The sequence below is a fragment of the Marisediminitalea oceani genome, from assembly GCF_003731635.1.
GTDB lineage: Bacteria > Pseudomonadota > Gammaproteobacteria > Enterobacterales > Alteromonadaceae > Alteromonas > Alteromonas oceani.
Window position 1 is genome coordinate 32,491 of record NZ_RCUA01000010.1, and the last position, 18,059, is coordinate 50,549.

General features: G+C 51.2%; 17 protein-coding genes. 3 read left to right on the top strand and 14 right to left on the bottom strand.

Features of this window, described 5'->3' with window-relative positions; translation table 11 throughout:
* The 3 genes from petA to rplM all read right to left on the bottom strand — a co-directional run bounded on the left by petA (nucleotide 1) and on the right by rplM (nucleotide 1,881).
* Complete coding sequence (gene petA / locus D9T21_RS02660) at nucleotides 1-633, bottom strand: ubiquinol-cytochrome c reductase iron-sulfur subunit (RefSeq protein ID WP_105936544.1); 633 nt, start codon at nucleotides 631-633, stop codon at nucleotides 1-3.
* A gap of 414 nt (nucleotides 634-1,047) precedes the next feature.
* Nucleotides 1,048-1,440: a 30S ribosomal protein S9 gene (gene rpsI / locus D9T21_RS02665; RefSeq protein ID WP_123323598.1), complete on the bottom strand. Its 393-nt coding sequence runs from the start codon at nucleotides 1,438-1,440 to the stop codon at nucleotides 1,048-1,050.
* Nucleotides 1,441-1,452: 12 nt separating this feature from the next.
* The gene (gene rplM / locus D9T21_RS02670) at nucleotides 1,453-1,881 is read right to left on the bottom strand and encodes a 50S ribosomal protein L13 (protein ID WP_123323635.1); all 429 of its coding nucleotides are present in this window, start codon (nucleotides 1,879-1,881) and stop codon (nucleotides 1,453-1,455) included.
* A 270-nt stretch (nucleotides 1,882-2,151) separates the two neighbouring features.
* Between rplM and D9T21_RS02675 the strand changes: the two genes are divergently transcribed.
* Nucleotides 2,152-3,054 (top strand): type 2 periplasmic-binding domain-containing protein, encoded by a 903-nt coding sequence (locus D9T21_RS02675; protein ID WP_164464552.1) that lies wholly within the window; start codon nucleotides 2,152-2,154, stop codon nucleotides 3,052-3,054.
* Nucleotides 3,055-3,069: 15 nt separating this feature from the next.
* Here D9T21_RS02675 and mazG read toward each other — a convergent pair whose 3' ends face one another.
* The 11 genes from mazG to djlA form a co-directional block, all read right to left on the bottom strand.
* A complete protein-coding gene (mazG, locus tag D9T21_RS02680; protein ID WP_123323600.1) occupies nucleotides 3,070-3,882 on the bottom strand; it encodes a nucleoside triphosphate pyrophosphohydrolase in 813 nt (270 codons plus the stop codon).
* Entirely contained in the window at nucleotides 3,860-6,040 is a 2,181-nt protein-coding gene (relA, locus tag D9T21_RS02685; RefSeq protein WP_123323601.1) for a GTP diphosphokinase, read from the bottom strand. The genes mazG and relA overlap by 23 nt, the downstream gene beginning before the upstream one ends.
* 9 nt (nucleotides 6,041-6,049) lie before the next feature.
* A complete protein-coding gene (gene rlmD / locus D9T21_RS02690; protein ID WP_123323602.1) occupies nucleotides 6,050-7,408 on the bottom strand; it encodes a 23S rRNA (uracil(1939)-C(5))-methyltransferase RlmD in 1,359 nt (452 codons plus the stop codon).
* Nucleotides 7,409-7,417: 9 nt separating this feature from the next.
* On the bottom strand, nucleotides 7,418-7,798 hold the full coding sequence (gene acpS, locus D9T21_RS02695; protein ID WP_123323603.1) for a holo-ACP synthase: 381 nt from the start codon (nucleotides 7,796-7,798) through the stop codon (nucleotides 7,418-7,420).
* An 18-nt stretch (nucleotides 7,799-7,816) separates the two neighbouring features.
* Nucleotides 7,817-8,563: a pyridoxine 5'-phosphate synthase gene (pdxJ, locus tag D9T21_RS02700; RefSeq protein WP_123323604.1), complete on the bottom strand. Its 747-nt coding sequence runs from the start codon at nucleotides 8,561-8,563 to the stop codon at nucleotides 7,817-7,819.
* A gap of 55 nt (nucleotides 8,564-8,618) precedes the next feature.
* A complete protein-coding gene (gene recO / locus D9T21_RS02705) occupies nucleotides 8,619-9,317 on the bottom strand; it encodes a DNA repair protein RecO (protein WP_123323605.1) in 699 nt (232 codons plus the stop codon).
* Between the two features lie 2 nt (nucleotides 9,318-9,319).
* Nucleotides 9,320-9,589: a hypothetical protein gene (locus tag D9T21_RS02710; protein WP_123323606.1), complete on the bottom strand. Its 270-nt coding sequence runs from the start codon at nucleotides 9,587-9,589 to the stop codon at nucleotides 9,320-9,322.
* A 16-nt stretch (nucleotides 9,590-9,605) separates the two neighbouring features.
* A complete protein-coding gene (gene recJ, locus D9T21_RS02715) occupies nucleotides 9,606-11,330 on the bottom strand; it encodes a single-stranded-DNA-specific exonuclease RecJ (protein ID WP_123323607.1) in 1,725 nt (574 codons plus the stop codon).
* Nucleotides 11,331-11,427: 97 nt separating this feature from the next.
* Nucleotides 11,428-12,159, bottom strand: coding sequence for a bifunctional protein-disulfide isomerase/oxidoreductase DsbC (gene dsbC / locus D9T21_RS02720; protein ID WP_123323608.1), 732 nt, complete (start codon nucleotides 12,157-12,159; stop codon nucleotides 11,428-11,430).
* Between the two features lie 196 nt (nucleotides 12,160-12,355).
* Nucleotides 12,356-13,270, bottom strand: a complete 915-nt coding sequence (gene xerD, locus D9T21_RS02725) for a site-specific tyrosine recombinase XerD (protein WP_206427220.1) — start codon at nucleotides 13,268-13,270, stop codon at nucleotides 12,356-12,358.
* A complete protein-coding gene (djlA, locus tag D9T21_RS02730; RefSeq protein ID WP_123323609.1) occupies nucleotides 13,267-14,103 on the bottom strand; it encodes a co-chaperone DjlA in 837 nt (278 codons plus the stop codon). Before djlA ends, xerD begins: the two co-directional genes overlap by 4 nt.
* A gap of 289 nt (nucleotides 14,104-14,392) precedes the next feature.
* Here djlA and D9T21_RS02735 point away from each other — a divergent pair, with 289 nt between their 5' ends.
* The gene (locus tag D9T21_RS02735; protein ID WP_241155606.1) at nucleotides 14,393-16,708 is read left to right on the top strand and encodes an LPS-assembly protein LptD; all 2,316 of its coding nucleotides are present in this window, start codon (nucleotides 14,393-14,395) and stop codon (nucleotides 16,706-16,708) included.
* 56 nt (nucleotides 16,709-16,764) lie between these two features.
* Complete coding sequence (gene surA, locus D9T21_RS02740; RefSeq protein WP_105936528.1) at nucleotides 16,765-18,048, top strand: peptidylprolyl isomerase SurA; 1,284 nt, start codon at nucleotides 16,765-16,767, stop codon at nucleotides 18,046-18,048.
* The last annotated feature ends 11 nt before the right edge of the window (nucleotides 18,049-18,059 follow it).

Consider the following 18,059-nt stretch of genomic DNA (forward strand, 5'->3'; position numbering starts at 1 on the left):
TTACGCAACCTCCGCTTCTGAACCAATGATCACTGTTGTGTCGTCAACAAACTGATACGGTGGAACAACCAGATTTAATGGCGCTGGAACGTTTTGGAAAACGCGACCGGCCATATCGAATTTAGAACCGTGGCACGGGCAGAAGAAGCCTTCTGGCACGCCTTCAACGTATTCTTCAAACGCACCATCTTTCATGTGTTGTGGAGAGCAACCAAGATGCGTACAAATACCTACCAGGATGAGGTATTCCTCTTTCATTGAGCGGTACTGGTTCTGCGCAAATGCAGGTTGTTGCTCATTTTCAGAGTTAGGGTCACGTAACTGATCTTCGTGTTGACCAAGTTCTGCCAGGATTTCAGGCGTACGACGTACGATCCATACCGGCTTGCTTCGCCACATAACACGAATCAGCTGGCCAGGTTCGATTGCGCTGATATCAACTTCTACATCAGCACCGGCCGCTTTCGCTTTTGCACTCGGATTCCAGGACGCAACGAAAGGTACAGCTGCACCTACTACACCCACACCACCAACAACCGATGTCGCAACGGTTAAAAACCGACGACGCGGATTATCTTGCGGTTTGTTATCACTCAGCGCAGACTCTTTTGCATCTACAGATACATTGCTCATCCACTTTTCTCCAGGTTTTGGATAATATGAAAACCCGCAAATCACCGCCCCAGGCGGGTTTTACAGGCTTTCATTAAACTTGTCGTGTCCGTATCGCCAGACCGTTTCAGCGAGGTGGCGATTTAGCACGAAAGATTGTCATAATTTTCGACCGAAAATGATAAAAGAAAACCCCCTCAAAACACAAGGAATTACTGGAATTAACTGGATAAATATTTGCGCCAAATCAGGCCGGGAAAGCTGCCTGAGACGAAAGTCGTAGTCAGATTTACGGCTCTACACAATATTTTTACATTTAATTATCACAATTGTGCATCAGGCGCTTCGCGCTTTGCCCGAAAGCGTAAAAATCCCTGTACGTGAGGCATAAAAAAACCCGGCATAAGCCGGGTTTTTGCATTCTGTAAAAACGTATTAACGTTTTGAGAATTGTGGTTTCTTACGTGCTTTATGAAGACCCACTTTCTTACGTTCAACGCGACGAGCGTCACGAGTAACGAAGCCTGCTTTACGCAGCGCTGGGCGAAGTGCTTCATCATATTCCATCAGTGCACGGGTGATACCGTGACGGATTGCACCAGCCTGACCGTTTGAACCACCACCTTTAACAGTGATGTACAGGTCAAACTTTTCAGTCATTTCTACCAGTTCCAGTGGCTGACGAACAACCATGCACTCGGTTTCACGACCAAAGTACTCGTCAAGAGCACGTGAGTTTACTGTGATGTTTCCTGTACCTGGACGCAGGAATACACGAGCAGTAGAACTTTTGCGACGGCCAGTGCCGTAATATTGAGTATCTGCCATGTGATAAGCTCCTTAAATGTCCAATACTTGAGGCTGTTGAGCAGTGTGCTTGTGTTCAGCACCTGCGTAAACTTTGAGCTTACGGAACATTGCACGGCCCAGAGGACCTTTTGGCAACATACCTTTAACCGCTTTTTCAAGCACCATTTCTGGCTTGTGAGCAAGCAGCTTCTCAAAGTTAGTCTCTTTAAGACCACCAGGATAACCGGTGTGAGCGTAGTACATTTTGCCCTTCGCTTTGTTACCAGTTACAGTAATTTTCTCAGCGTTGATAACTACAATGTAGTCACCAGTGTCAACGTGAGGAGTATACTCAGGCTTATGCTTACCACGTAAACGCAGTGCGATTTCAGAAGCCAAGCGACCCAGAGTTTTGTCTGTGGCGTCTACCACATACCAGTCACGGGCTACCGTTTCTGGCTTTGCAACAAAAGTTTTCATTTTAAAATTCACCGAAATAATTCGTCGTTACTTTGGTTATGACCGCTACCGTTTGATTAATAGCGCTTCAAACCTACCTAAAATCAATCTATTGACCCCTTCGAGTCTGATGATTCTTCCACCTTCCCACAGGTGGGTGTAACTGGGCAGGGCGCGAATTATACAGCATTTGCACAAAAAGCATACCCCTAATAAGGCAAAAAATTAAATTGGCGCAAGCTTTATTCGTCGACTAATCTTGATAGCGAAGTCAATCATATATTGCTGTTTATGAAACCCTTTTCATTTTTACTTTTGCTCCCCCTGGTATTCAGCCCGGCAGGCTTCGCTAACAATGCGCCAGAAAAAGTAATTTTCACACGCGCCTTTGCTGATGAAGCATACGGGTATTATCACGCACAGGTGCTGAGGCGGTTACTGGAATTAACGCCAGAGTTTGGCGCAGCGGTGGCAGAGCCACACCCCCAACCTATGCCCCAGGCCAGGCAAATCATTAAGCTTCAGAGTGGCGAAGCCCATGTAATGTGGAGTGCTACATCAGCGGCGCGTGAAAAAAAGTTACTCACGGTTCGTTTTCCATTGCTGCAGGGCCTGGCCGGCTACCGGGTGCTGGTGATCCATAAATTCAAACAAGGCAGCTATCCTGCAGATGTAACAGAATCAACGCTGCAGTCATACCTCGGTGTACAAGGTGCAGACTGGCCCGATTTAACCGTACTCAAACACAATGGTTACAAGGTTGAAGGGCTGCCTTGGAGTCTGTGGTTTGCCAATATGTTTATTGCCGTAGAAAAAGGGCTGGTAGATTATTTCCCGCGCAATGTTATCGAAGTTTCAAACGATCTGAAGCGACACGCCGATAAGTCAGTCAAACTTGAGGACAACGTGCTATTGCGCTACCCCAGTTACGAGTATTTTTTTGTATCACCAAAACATCCGGAACTGTTAAAGCGGCTGTATACCGGGCTGCTAAGAATGCTGGATAACGGTGAGCTTAAAAGCTATTTTGACAAGCACTATAATCATCGCCGGGCACTACAACTGGCGACTCAGGATTCCCGCACCATCTTCGAGCTGGAAAACCCCGGTATTATGCAGACATTTGAAAATCCACTATGGAGCCTGAGTCCGGCTCCCATGCGCGCCTACCTTAAAGCACGGGTTGCAGAGTAACAAAGAAAAAAGCCCTCAGGCACTGGTTTCTTTATGTTTTACCCGTTGCCATAGTTGCTCAAGTTCATCCAGCGAGTGCGCTTCAAGACCGCCCTTTTCATCTTTGGCCATCGCTTCAACCACGGCAAACCGTCTGGCGAATTTATTACTGGCCCTGCGTAGGGCAGCGTCGGCATCTACATTACAATGCCGTGCCAGGTTAACCATGGCAAAGAGTGCATCACCAATTTCAGCTTCGAGGGCCTGCTGATCGCGCTTAGGCGCATCCAGCTCTGCCTGTATTTCCGCTACTTCCTCGCGCACTTTATCAGCCACCGGGGCTACATCAGGCCAGTCAAAACCCACTCGCGCGCATTTCTTTTGAATTTTCTGAGCGTACATTAACGCCGGCAGACCGGTGGGAACACTGTCCAGTAAGGCTTTTGGGGCGTTTTTACGCTCCTGTGCCTTAATAGCCTCCCATTGCTCCGCTAAGCCGGCGTCGTCGGTGGTCGCCTCGCCAAAAACATGGGGATGGCGGCGCACCATCTTATCGCTGATCGCATTGGCGATATCGGTAAAGTCGAATTGCTTTGATTCATTGCCAATTTGCGCGTAAAAAACGATTTGAAACAGCAGATCACCGAGCTCATCCTTAATCTCATCCGGTGCCCCACGTTCTATAGCATCTGCTGCCTCATAGGCTTCCTCGATGGTGTAACGGGTAAGCGACTGCATGGTTTGCTGCACATCCCACGGACACCCTGATTGCGGGTCGCGCAGGCGCGCCATGATATCAAGTAAGCGGGCTAGCGCCGCCTCCGGTTCAGTTGGTTTTTCGTCTGACATCAATGATGTCCTTCAGTTGTCGCAAGCGGTTCGTCAGGCGGCTCAGGGCTTCCACATCAGAGACTTCCACCGAGACTGAAATCAGTGCCGTGTGGCTGTTTTTATCGCTCAGACTGTTTACACCGAGCAGGGCTACGCCCTCGTTGGCCAGTACCGTGGTGATGTCGCGTAACAGACCGGTGCGGTCGTTACATTCGATATCCAGATTGGCTTCGTAGCCTACGTTCAGATCTTCTGACCAGCTTACCTCAATTTGCCGTTCCGGATGCTGATTAAGCAAGTTTTGTAGTTGCTCACAGCTGTCTTTGTGCACGCTTACGCCACGCCCCTGAGTGATATAACCCAAAATATGGTCACCGGGCACCGGCTGACAGCAGTTGGCCAGCTGGCTCATCAGGTTACCAACGCCCTGCACTACCACGCTATCAGGCTTATTTTTGCCCCGCGCAGCTTTGCGGGTTTTAACCTTAGGACTCAGTTCTTCAACTTCTGGCGGTGGCGCCGATAATTGTTGCAGGTGATGTACCACAGACATTACCCGCACATCGCCGGCGCCTATGGCGGCAAACAGTTCGTCTGTACTTGGTACATTAAAGCGCTCACAGGCATCGGCCGCCATTTTAACCGGCAGACCAGCGCGCTGGAGTTCGCGCTCCAACAATTCTTTACCCGCTTGCTGATTTTTCTCTTTATCCTGTTTCTTGAAGAAACTGTGGATCGTCGCCCGGGCCCGTGATGAATGAACATAGCCTAAACCGGGATGTAACCAGTCTCGCGACGGGTTGGGCTCTTTGCCGGTCAGGATCCCAACCTGATCGCCGCTTTGCAGCTGATAGGTAAACGGCACAATACGGCCGTTGATCTTGGCGCCGATACAGCGATGGCCAACGTTGCTGTGAATGTAATAGGCAAAATCCACCGGCGTGGAACCCTGAGGTAAATCAATGACATCGCCGCGCGGCGTAAAGACATACACGCGGTCGTCAAATACCTGGCTGCGTAGTTCTTCAACCAGATCGCCCGACTCAGCCACCTCTTCCTGCCATTGCAGAATTTTACGTAACCAGTTAATCCGTTCATCGTAGCCAGAAACCTTACCGGCACTGCCCTCTTTGTATTTCCAGTGAGCCGCCACACCCAGTTCTGCATCCTGATGCATTTTCTGGGTACGGATCTGGATCTCTACCGGCTTTCCTTGCGGGCCGACTATTACCGTATGAATCGACTGATAACCATTGGGTTTAGGCGTGGCAATATAGTCGTCAAACTCTTTGGGAATATGCTTGAAGTGAGCATGCACGGTACCCAGCGCCGCGTAGCAATCCTGCAATCGCTCGGCAATGATCCGCACCGCCCGGATATCAAACAGCTGCTCGAAGGTCAGGCGCTTTTTCTGCATCTTTTTCCAGATGCTGTAGATGTGTTTTGGCCGTCCGTAAACCTCGGCCTTGATGTGTTCGTTATTGAGGAGATCCTGCAGCGAGCCCACCACATTGTCGATATATTCCGCGCGTTCCCGCCGTTTACCATCCAGCTGTTTGGCTATCTGTTTATAAGTGGTTGGGTGCAAATAGCGAAAGGCTAAATCTTCCAGTTCCCATTTTAACTGACCAATGCCAAGGCGGTTAGCCAGCGGAGCGTAAATGGTGGCACACTCCCGGGCAACCATAACCCGGGTTTCTTCATCGGCTTTTTTGACCTGTTGCAGAGCGCAGATCCGCTCAGCCATTTTGATCACCACCGCCCGTACGTCTTCCACCATGGCAAGCAGCATGCGACGGATACTGTCAATGTGTTGCTCATCAGGTGCAGAGAGCTTACTTTCGGATTGCTTGCGATTATGCAGCATCCGAATCGCTTCCATCCGACGAACCCCCACTACCAGCTGTTCTATTTCAGTACCAAAGTTTTCTGCCACCTCAGCATCAGATAAATCATGCTGCTGACAATAGGGATAAACCAGCGCGGCCTGCAGCGTTGCATCGTCCATATTGAGCTGGTGAAGGATCTCCACCATCTCCTGCCCGACCAGCAGTTTATCCGGCATATGCGAAATATCGCGCAGCTTCTGAGCGGTACTTTCAGACAGATTAAGACTGGCCAGCCATTCTTCAAATGGCGGCCGGTGTTCTTCATGTACTGTGCGGGTTGAAACCATATTTACCTCTTACCCTTTAGCCACTCGTTCGAGTAACGCCATCAACTCAATATGCTGGGTATACGGGAACATTTCCATTATGCCGAGTTTCACAATCCGATACCCTGCTTGCAGCAGCGGTGCCAGATCGCGATTAAAGGTTGCCGGATTGCAAGATACGTACACGACTGACTCAACTCTGGCTTTGGCAATTTGCTGGCAGGCTTCCATAGCCCCTTCCCGGGATGGATCCAGCAACACTTTATGATATTTTTTTATTGCCAGAGCGTTAAGTTCTGCCTCGTTACTTAAATCGGCAGTGCGCCACTGAATATTAGTAATGCCTTGTTGTCGGGCAATTTTTTCGCCTTTTTGCACCATTGTGGAAACCCCTTCCACCGCAGTAACACTGGCGCAACGCTGTGCCAGGGGCAGGGAAAAGTTACCTAAACCGCTAAACAGATCGAGTACGTTGTGCTGCGCTTCTGGCGCCAGCCAGTCGAGCGCTTGCTCAACCATGGCCAGATTTACCTCTGCATTAACCTGAATAAAATCTTCGGTGGTAACCGCCAGTGATAAATCATGCGCCGTCGCGCACAGCAATTCGTCCACCGGCGCATGCAGCGTCTCGCTGTGCTCGCCTGAATCCAGGCGCAACAAGAGTGTTTGCGCTTCAGCAAATGCCACCAACAAGGCCCGATCATCAGCCGATAAAGCTCTGGTACAACGAAGCGTAACGCCAATTCCATTATACCCTTTTAGCAGGCTGATATGGCCAATAGCGGTGCGCCCGGATAGCTGCTCAACCAGATCATGTAACGGCGGTAGCAGTTCATTCAATTCTGGTTCCAGCACCGGGCACTGCCTGACATTGACAACTTTATCGCTTTTTGACGCTCTGAATCCCAGCGCCAGGGGCTTACCTTTGCGGGCATCAATAGCGAGGCGCGTTTTTCGCCGATACGTATCGCGGGGACTGCGTAAAGGTGCCACCCAGGGTAGTTCGTTTAAAGAGTGAGTGAGCCTGATTTGCTCATCCAGCGCCTGTTGTCGCCAGGCGAGCGCAGCGTCGCGCTCAACGTGCTGCAACTGGCAGCCGCCACATTGCTCGTATACCGGGCAGAAAGGCGTTTGCCGCGCCGGGGCAGGTTCAAGCACTTTGGTTACATGGCCTTCACAGACTTGTTTTTTACTGCGCGTAATGGCTACCTGACAGGTTTCACCGGGCAGCGCGCCGTCAACAAACAGCACCGGCTGATGGGTTCGGCAAACACCGCGCCCGCGGGGATCCCACTTTTCCAGCGTCACCGTTGCAGACGATACCTGAGCAGGCCCTTTTCGTTTTCCGCCGGTGCGACGCTTACCGCCGCCCTGATAAATGCTAACCATTACCTTGCCTCACCGTGTTTCCAGGATCACCGTAGCCACGGCGTAATGTTGTTCATCAGATAAACTTAAGTGAGCACACACTATACCTTTTAGCCTACATTTTTCGGCAAACTCACCGCTGTAATGCAGCACTGGTGCACCCCCTTCGTTATTGCTGACACAAAGCTGTTGCCAGCTAATGCCCCGGCCTATTCCGGTTCCCAGCGCTTTCACCGCCGCTTCTTTCGCGGCAAATCGTTTAGCCAGATACCTGACCGGCTGATTGTGAGAGGTATAAATGTCCCATTCATCCGGCGTCAGCACCCGTCGCGCGAGGCGATCCCGGGAGCCATCCTCCATTTCAAAACGGGCAATTTCAACGATATCAGTTCCCAAGCCTGCAATGGCCATGGTCAGCTCCGGTGGTAATTAGCCGATACTTGCCTGTACACGCGCTTCCTGCATAAGGCTGCGCATATCAGCCACGGCTTTGTGCAAACCGTCAAACGCGGCACGGGCGATGATGGCATGACCGATATTAAGCTCAATAAGCTGTGGGATAGCCGCAATGGGTTTTACATTGTGATAGTGCAATCCATGACCTGCGTTTACCTTCAGCCCCAGGTTATCGGCATACTCAACACCACTGCGAATTTGCGCCAGGTGCTCCAGTTGCTCTGCTTCACTGGTTGCATCGGCGTAGTGGCCGGTATGTATTTCGATATATGGTGCCCCGGTTGCTTTTGCGGCATCAAGCTGGCGTTCATCGCCATCGATAAACAGGGAAACCAGGATATTGGCTTCGGCCAGACGCTGGCAGGCATCTGTCATACGACTCAGATTACCGGCCACATCGAGCCCGCCTTCGGTGGTTAACTCTTCACGCTTTTCCGGCACCAGGCAACAAAATACAGGTTTAACCTGTTCGGCAATACCGAGCATTTCTTCGGTGACGGCCATTTCCAGATTGAGCCGGGTATTAATCGTTTGTGCCAGCAAGGTAACGTCGCGGTCTTTAATGTGGCGACGGTCTTCCCGAAGATGCACGGTTATGCCGTCTGCGCCTGCGCGTTCTGCGATATCCGCAGCATGCACCGGATCGGGGTAAGAGGTACCACGCGCATTTCGCAGCGTAGCGATATGATCAATATTAACGCCAAGCAGAATATCTTTCATTCCCAGGGTCCTGGATTACATTACAAACTGAAGTGGCGCGTATTGTAGCAGTGATTCAGCGGGAGGCCAAAAAGAGCTCACGACTTTTCAATGGCTTGTCACCCACAAAGGGATGCAGAGCCAACCGGCATAAACGCTTTGCCGCCTTTAATCCCGGCGGGCTGAAATCCTGTTCAGCCAGCATCAGTAGTTCGGTACCGGAAAAACTGAGTTTGCTTGCCTGTTTAACCTGACAAAAGCCCAGCTCAGGCACCAGTTCATAGTGAAAAGTGGGTTCGATGGGATCATTGGAAGCCGCGTCGGTGGTGAAGTCTGGCATCACACCAAGCTCTTGCAACAGTGCCAGTTCATATTGACGCAGGATATATTCGGCAGCCGCCTGTTCCGGCTGCAATGCTGCCAGAGCTGTTGCGTAGGCGCTGAACAGCTCTGCCGCCTCGACACCGCCGGGCAATACCCGGTTAGTGATCTCATTGACATACAGGGCACAATAAAGTGCATTTCCGGTAAGCATGCGCAGAGCGCCATTGCTCTCTAATTGGGTTAGGTTTTTTAAATCGCTTTTGCCACTTAGCTGTACCCGCAATGCCTGGAAGGGTTGCAGCAGACTTCGGCGATCAGATTTGGCGCTGCGCACACCACGGGCTACGGCGCTGACGCGGCCGAGTTCGAGGGTAAAGAAATCAACAATAAAGCTGGTTTCACGATAGGGGCGTCGATGCAAAACATAGGCATTCAACCAGCTGTTAGCCATGATTATGCCCGCTTGATCCGCACAACTTTCATTTGTTCAAACTCCATACCAGCAACCGTTTCCACAGTGCGGTAGTAGGTCATATTCACCCGCGCGCCCTGCAGTGACTGATAGGGTTTGGTGCGTTTAAACACAAAGGGCGCATCGACATTTTCAATCATTACGGTATGACGAACCCAGTCACCATCCTGACGCTGCACATGAGAAACCACTTTCATGTTCTCACTGTGAGTCAGTGACTGATGTCGTTTTAGCAGCTTATCCACACTCATAGCAATTCTTTACCTGTCAGGCCAGGGGAGCCAGAGCTTCCACCAGCAATTGCAGCGATTCCCTGCCCCGATAGTAATTCACATCCAGCTGATACGCCAATTGCACCTGCTTAACATTAGGATCAGGCCAGACATCCGGATCAATATTAAACGCGATGGCGTCAAACTCCTCGCCGCTGTCGGGGTGTGCAAGCACCATCTTAAGGTGACGCTCGCCGACAATGCGCTGTTGAATCAGCTGGAAAATGCCGTCAAATAACGGCGGCTGAAAGCCCTGGCCGAAAGGACCGGCCTGGCGCAATACCTGTGCAGTGGGCAAATTAAGGATATGTGGCTCCAGTTCGCCATCACTGAGGATGATGTTCGGGTCGTCAATGTCAGCCAGAGCCGCTTTAACATGACTGGTAAAGGCGGCGGTAAAGGCGGAAAGATTGGCAGTCTGGATTGATAACCCGGCGGCTGCCGCGTGCCCGCCAAATTTATCAATCAGGCCCGGCTGAGCGGTACTTACGGCCTCCAGAATGTCGCGGATATGCACCCCGGCAATGGAGCGCGCAGAGCCTTTTATGGTTTCGTCATCCTGTTTGGCAAAGACAATGGTAGGTCGTTTATATTCATCTTTCAGCCGACCCGCCACGATCCCGATTACGCCCTGGTGAAAATGCTCATCGAAAAGTACGATAGCATCCGGCGGTGCACTGCTGTCGAGTTGCACCGATGCCAGCGTTTCCTGGGCCTGCTGTTTCATTTCCTGTTCAATGGTTCGCCGCTGCTGGTTAAGCCGGTCGAGCTCCGTCGCCCGCGCCCGGGCTTCCATGGTATCACTGCAAAGCAGACACTCTATCCCGGCAGCCATATCATCCAGACGACCAGCGGCATTCAGCCGGGGGCCAATCACAAAGCCCAGATCCGTTGCGGTCAATCGGCTGGCATGACGCTGAGCCACGTCCAGTAAGGCGGTAATTCCCGGCCGACATTGCCCGGCACGGATCCGTTGCAGGCCCTGATGAACTAAAATACGGTTATTCTGATCAAGCGGCACCACGTCCGCTACCGTGCCTACGGCCACAATATCGAGTAAATTAGCTAAATTAGGCACCTGCAGGCCCTGCCGGGTAAACCAGTCGCGCCCTTCCAGTTCAGCCCGCAGTGCCAGCATAAGGTAAAACGCCACGCCAACGCCGGCGAGGTTCTTCGACGCAAAATCACAATCCGGCTGATTAGGATTAACGATAGCAGTAGCCGCGGGCAACGTTTCGCCGGGTAAATGGTGATCAGTTACTATTACTTCCATGCCCAGCTCGTTGGCCCGCTGAACCCCTGCGTGGCAGGAAATGCCATTATCAACGGTGATAATTAACGGCGTTCCCCGCTCGGCCGCTACCTCAACAATCTGTGGCGAAAGCCCGTAACCAAAATCAAACCGGTTAGGTACCAGGTAATCCACCTGGGTTGCTCCCATCTGCCCCAATGCCAGCATACACAGCGCGGTGCTGGTAGCGCCATCGGCATCAAAGTCGCCGATAATGGTAATCGGTTGCTGCTCAATAATGGCATTAGCGATGCGCGCCGCGGCTTTGTCGCAGCCCAGTAAGTCGCGATAATGCAGCAGTGACCGGGCACCAGTATTTAATTGCTCGGCAGACTGAATAGAACGGCCACGGTAAACCCGCTCAAGAACCGGATGTAGTGCCGTGTCAAAAGTATCGGTTAACGGCCGGCGCCTGATGTGTAAACTCATAAATTAGCTATGATTCGTTGCTGGAACTGAAAAGAAATCTGACTGGTGAAGCAACCGGATACCTGTGAGGCACGGTATCCGGTGATTGGTAAATAAATTAACCGGCGATCTGTTTAAGCGCCGATAGCAGCTGTTCTGGAGGCTGGTAGCCTGGAATGATACTGCCATCGCTGAGTACGATGTTAGGTGTACCATTTACGCCAATCTTACGACCAAAACGAAATTGCTCGGCGATATCGTTATCACAGCTGTTAGGCGTTACGCTGCTGCCTGATTTGGCATTGGTCATGGCTTTTTTCGGATCGGCAGAACACCAAACCGATACCATTTGACGATAGACCGGGCTGTTCAGGCCAGCACGAGGATACGCCAGATATCTAACGGTAATGCCTTCTTCGTTGTACTGAGCAATCTGCTCGTGCAGCTTACGGCAGTATCCGCAGGTAGTGTCGGTGAACACGGTCACAACATATTGTTCGTCTTCTGCTTTAAATTCAATGTAAGAATCATCAAATTGCTTTAAACCATCCAGGCGCATTTCTGACAGCGCGGTTTCGGTTTCGTTACGCATTTCTTCGTCGAGATTGTAAACCCGTGCCTGGAGTAAATAGGTACCATCCGCGCTTACGTAGAACAGGCCGTTTTCGGTACTTATTTGCAGTAAGCCATCAACAGGTGAGTCGGCGATGGCATCTACCCGCCACTTCAGCGTGGTTTCGATTTTCGCTTTAACGCTCTCTTTATCTGCCGCATCGGCCAGTACATTTGCAGTTGCAGCTACCGAAACAACACTCAGCACTGCCAGTAAACTGCGAAGAAACACTTTCATTTAATCACTCCTGAAAACCACTCGGATTATGGCCTTTACGGCCTCTGGGGTGCTGAAATTGCAGCACATTGTTTTCTTTAAGACCGGCATTTAACCGTAAAATTCGCTCTAGTGTATCAAAAAATCCCGCTCTGGCGATGATTGCCATCGACAATTACCCCCACGCTCATCGAATCGGCCCTGCCGATGGATTGTCTTATCCCCTAGGATGATGCTCTGTAATCAGGTTTTGAAGTCTCTCTGTGGCAACATGGGTATAAATTTGCGTGGTTGACAGATCGCTGTGGCCCAATAGCATTTGCACCACCCGCAGGTCGGCACCATGATTGAGTAGATGGGTTGCGAAGGCATGACGCAGCGTATGGGGAGACAATTCCGTACGGATCCCGGCCTTTACTGCATAGTGCTTAATGCGATGCCAGAAAGTCTGGCGGGTCATCTGTACCCCACGGTTACTGACAAACACCACGTCGGTCTGATGCTTTAACAATTGCGGGCGAGCACTGTGTAAATAATCCTGGAGCGCATCTAACGCATTTTCACCCAGCGGTACCAGGCGCTCTTTATTGCCTTTCCCCATCACCCGCACCAGACCTTGCTGCAAACTGACTTCAGACAGCCGCAGGCCAATCAGCTCACTGACCCGCAGGCCGGTAGCATAAAGCACTTCGAGCATGCATTTATCGCGACATTCAATGGGTTCTTCCACCTCAGGCGCATCGAGCAAAGCCTCAACATCGGCCTCACTCAGGGTACCCGGTAACTTTTTGGCCGCCTTGGGGATTGCCAGTTGACTGACCGGATTATCCTTACGCTGGTTGTCGGTAACCAGATAGCGGTAAAACTGCCGCATAGCGCTGATGTTGCGCTGAGTACTGCGCGCCGACAGTCCGCGCTGCTCGCGAAACATCAGGTAGTCCTGCATGTCGGTGAGACTGGCCTGCTTCAGACTGATAGAACGACTGGTCAGGAAGCCCGCCACATGACACAGATCCCGGCGATAACTCTGCTGAGTATTATCGCTTAAGCCTTTTTCGAGCCACAGCATTTCGATAAAGGCTTCTATCAGGTCAAGATCGGCCTCGCCGGGTGGCGGCATTTTCTGACTCATTTAAAACCGCGCCGCTCTTTTATCAGCTCGTAGGCAGCCTGAATATCCTGGGCTTTATTTTTGGCGATTTCCATCGCCTGTTCCGGCAACCCTTTAGAGGCCAGTTTGTCCGGGTGATGCTCAGACATTCGCTTACGATAAGCACGTTTGATAGCCTTTTCATCATCGCTGGCCGTTACCCCTAACACGGCATAGGCATCTTCCAGAGACGGCCCACTGCTTTGCTGAGTACCCTGACGTTGGTGACTACCGCGCCCCTGACTTCTAAAGCGCACCTCGGCCTCAAACATGGCAATAAGATAATCGAGATCGCGACGCACAAACCCCAGCGCTTTAGCGACTTTCTCCAACACCCGGTATTCTTCGTTGGCCAGCCGGCCATCGGCAAATGCCGCCTGAATTAGAATTTCCAGAAATACCTGCAGTATGTCCCGGCGGCCATGACAGGATTCGTATAATTGCTTAAGAATATCGGCAATAGGAAAGTCCCGCGATTTACCTTCCCGGAAAGCCTGTTGCGCTTCCTGACGAGCCTGCCCCTGCAATTGCATGTCGTCCATCAGACGTGAAGCGACCTTTATTTCTGCTTCTGTGACTTTACCGTCAGATTTTGCCAGGTGGCCCAGAGCCGCAAACAGACTATGGAAAAATATGGCCTGTTGTTGCAACGCATCCTGACTGGAGAAAAAGCGTCCGAAACCGCCCATCCGGCCGAAATCCTGACTGTAGCCCTTGTCGAACATGTAGCCGACAAAGAACCCCAGAATGGCGCCCGGTATTTTTAAAAACATCATTCCGAAAATTAAACCCAGTAATCTGCCCCAAATCGGCATGCATTCCCCCTGCAACTGCGACGCCCCGCGCCGAACTGGTTGATAAACAGGCGTAACAACCAGTAAAAAGATAAGATGTTAAGCACTATAACCAATGGTTATTCGCTTGAGAAGTCGCCCACATCATTGCTTTAAAGCAAATAAATGGGGATAAGATATGAATTTTTCGATTTTTTTAGGGTCTGCTGTTGGTAATTGGCGGCGAAGTGCATAGAATTAGCGCCTTATCAGAACTGACATCGGCGCCCCTACCAGCCGAATAATCCTTAGAAGCACCGAGAATAATAATTTGCTGTCGAAAACTACACAACTTGCTCAGCAGCATGGCCAACGAAACACCCGGGCACCCAGACAACCAATCAGCCGCCACCGGCGCATGAATGGCGCCCTGGTTTGGCTTGCTTTGGCAGGTTTAAACAGTCTTGCCTGGCAGGCAAATGCGCAGACCGCCATTAATAACAATGCGCTTTGTATGGCCGTACCGGCGCCCTTTGACAGCTCGCAATTGCTTCAAAGAAAGCAGGTTCAGGTTACTGCCGACGCCGCAGAAATCCGCGAAAACCAGTTTGCCCTGTTTGAAGGGGATGTGGATATTGTAACCGACAGTGCCATTATTCACGCCAACACGGCTGAGGTTACCGATAATGGCCGCGCCTTATCGGCCAGTGGTGACGTGAGTTATCGCAGTCCTGCTCTTACTGTCAGCAGCGACTTGCTGTCGGTGGACTCGGTTGAGCAAACCTTAAAGCTGGAAAATACGCAGTATCAGCTTACCGGTTTTGTAGGCCATGGTGCCGCCGGTGAGATTGATATAGGTACTCAGCAAGGTATCGCCCTGCGTGATGTCAGCTTTACCACCTGCCCGCTGGACCAGCAGGACTGGCGGCTTGAAGCCTCCGAAATCAGTATTGAACCCGGCGACACCCTCGGTGAAGCGCGTCATACCCGCTTTTATCTGGGCGATGTGCCGGTGCTGTATTTGCCCTATTTCGCTTTTCCGGTCAGTAACCAACGCCAAACCGGCTTGCTGTTTCCGATCATCAGCAGTTCCAGCGCTACCGGGGTAGATTATGAGCAGCCGTTTTACTGGAATATTGCGCCCAATTATGACATGACCATCTCGCCGCGGCTGATGACTAACCGTGGCCTGCAGTTAAAAACGGAATTCCGCTATCTGACCAACTCCTCCGGTGGTCAGATGCACCTCGAATATTTAAATAATGATACAAAACTGGCCAGCGACGACAGCCGCTATTTTTACCGTTTACAGCATCACGGCATGTTATCGGATAACTGGCAGCTCAACGTGGATTTCAACGGCATCAGCGACAACAACTATGTGGTTGACCTGGGCTCGGACTTTTACAATCGCTCGGATACTACTATCAACCGTACCATTGGCTTGGATTATTACAGTCAGTCGCTGGATATGAGCCTGTACTTACGTGATTTTGAAACCCTGGGCGACTTCGATGCCATTTACCGCGCCCTGCCGGAAGCAAAGCTCCAATGGCGTAACAGCCTCGGTGAGTTACTGACTTTTAAGGTGGACTCTGAGCTGGCGTACTTTGATAATGCCCAGGATACCAGGCCGGACGCCCTGCGCTGGCATCTGGCTCCCACCGTTGCGCTTCCCTATCAGCGTTACTGGGGTGAGGTTACGGCTGAACTAACGGCCATGAATACCTATTACAAACAAACCAACATTGCCAACACCGAACTGGACGAAGAGGTGAACCGCACCCTGTATCAGGGCCGACTGTTCAGCACCCTTTACCTGGAAAAGAACGACCAGCTGTTTGGCAATGATGTCACCATTACTTTTGAGCCCAAGGTTCAGTATCTGTATACCTCCTATGAAGACCAGAGCAATATTGGTTTATACGACACCACTGCGCTGTTAACCGATGTAAACGGACTATTTCGCGGCCAGGAATTTACCGGTCTTGACCGTATCAGTGACAATGACCAGATTACGGTGGGTGCAACCTCACGCATAATTGATGACAACAACAGGGAACAATTTGTTATCAGTCTGGGTCAGATATTCTACCTGTCGGACTCGCAGGTCACCACGGCAGTGGACGATCGCAACCGTTCGGCACTGGCCGGCGAACTGGACTGGCGTTTTGATGACAGCTGGTTTGTTCATTCGGCAGTGCAAATTGCCACCGACAATGACAAGGTTGAACGCAGCAGTATGGCGCTGGAATATCGTCTCGACGCCACACGGCTGGTACAACTGAGTCACCGGTTTGTGCGCGATCTGTCGGGTGAAACTATCGATCAGTTCGGTGTATCAGCGAGCTGGCCGATTGGCGAAAACTGGCAGGTAGTCGGGCGTTCTTATCGCGATTTAGAGCGAGACAGAAGCATCGAAAACTATTTTGGGTTACAGTATGAGTCCTGCTGCTGGGCAGTACGGATTGTTGCCCAGCGAAGTCTGAGTAACCGTTACGACGTAACGGGCCAGCAAAATACCAATGAGTTTGACTCAAGTATTGCTCTGCAATTTATTTTTAAAGGGATCGGTTCATCCCGGTCGAATCGGGCTATGCTCGAAGACGGCATGTTCGGCTATCGACAGCCTTACGTGTTAAATTAAATGCGCCGGTATCCCGCAAAGGAACACGGCAGTATTAACAACAAGCAAGAGAGTTTATGAAGTATTTTATTCGGGGTTTGTTTTTAAGTCTGGTAATGAGCTTACCAGTCATGGCCCAAACCGAGCTACTCGACAAAGTGGCGGTGATTGTTGATCAGGGTGTGGTACTGGAAAGTGAAGTACGGGCACTGGTTAATGAAGTAAAAGCAGACGCGGCAGCCAAAGATCAGCGCCTGCCTTCTGACGAAGCCCTGCGCACTCAGGCTATTGAGCGCCTGATACTGAAAAACCTGCAACTGCAAATGGCAGAGCGCATGGGGATCCGGGTAAGTGATCCACAGCTTGACCAGACCATTGCCAACATCGCTGCCGGTGAAGGCGCAACTGTTGAGCAACTGCGTGATGAAATTACCCGTCAGGGCATTGCCTACAATGACTACCGCGAACAGGTTCGCGAGGAAATCATTATGGGTGAAGTACGTCGCGCTAACGTGCGCCGTCGAATCTACATCACTTCGCAGGAAATCGCTAACCTGGTAGACCTGATGGAACAACAGGGTTCTGCTCAGGCAGAGTATGAACTTGGTCACATTCTGATTGGTTTCCCGCCGGAAACCACTGATGCCGACGTAGCCGATGCCCGCGAACGTGCTGATAAAGTACTTAACCTGCTGGATGAAGGCTCTGAGTTTTCCCGTCTGGCCATTGCCGCCTCTTCAGGCTCTGAAGCGTTGGACGGCGGTAACATGGGTTGGATGAACATTAACGCCATGCCCACTCTGTTTGCCGAAGCGGTACAGGGCAAGCGCAAAGGTGAGGTTATCGGCCCAATTCGTAGTGGTGCCGGTTTCCACATCCTGAAAATTCTCGATACCCGCGGTATTGAGGTTGTGGAAGTAGAAGAAGTTAACGCCCGACACATTCTGATCCAGCCGTCCATTATTCTCAGTGAAGAGCGTGCCCGCAGTATGCTGGTTGAGTTTAAGGAACAGGTGCAGGCTGGCGACGCCGACTTTGCCGAGCTGGCAAAAGAGCACTCAGCAGACCCAGGTTCTGCCCTGCGTGGTGGTGAGCTGGGGTGGTCAGATCCAAGCATCTATGTGCCCGAATTTAAAGAAGCACTGGCTAATTTGGAGCCCGGAGAGTACAGTGAACCTGTACGTACGCAACACGGTTGGCATTTAATTCAGTTGCTCGACCGTCGTATCGACGATGCCACAGAACAACGCAAGGAAGATAAAGCCCACCAGCTACTGTTTAACCGTAAATTTGCGGAAGAGAGTGAGAACTGGTTACGTGAAATGCGTGACTCGGCTTATATCGAAGTCCTTAGTGATTAAAATTAAGGTCT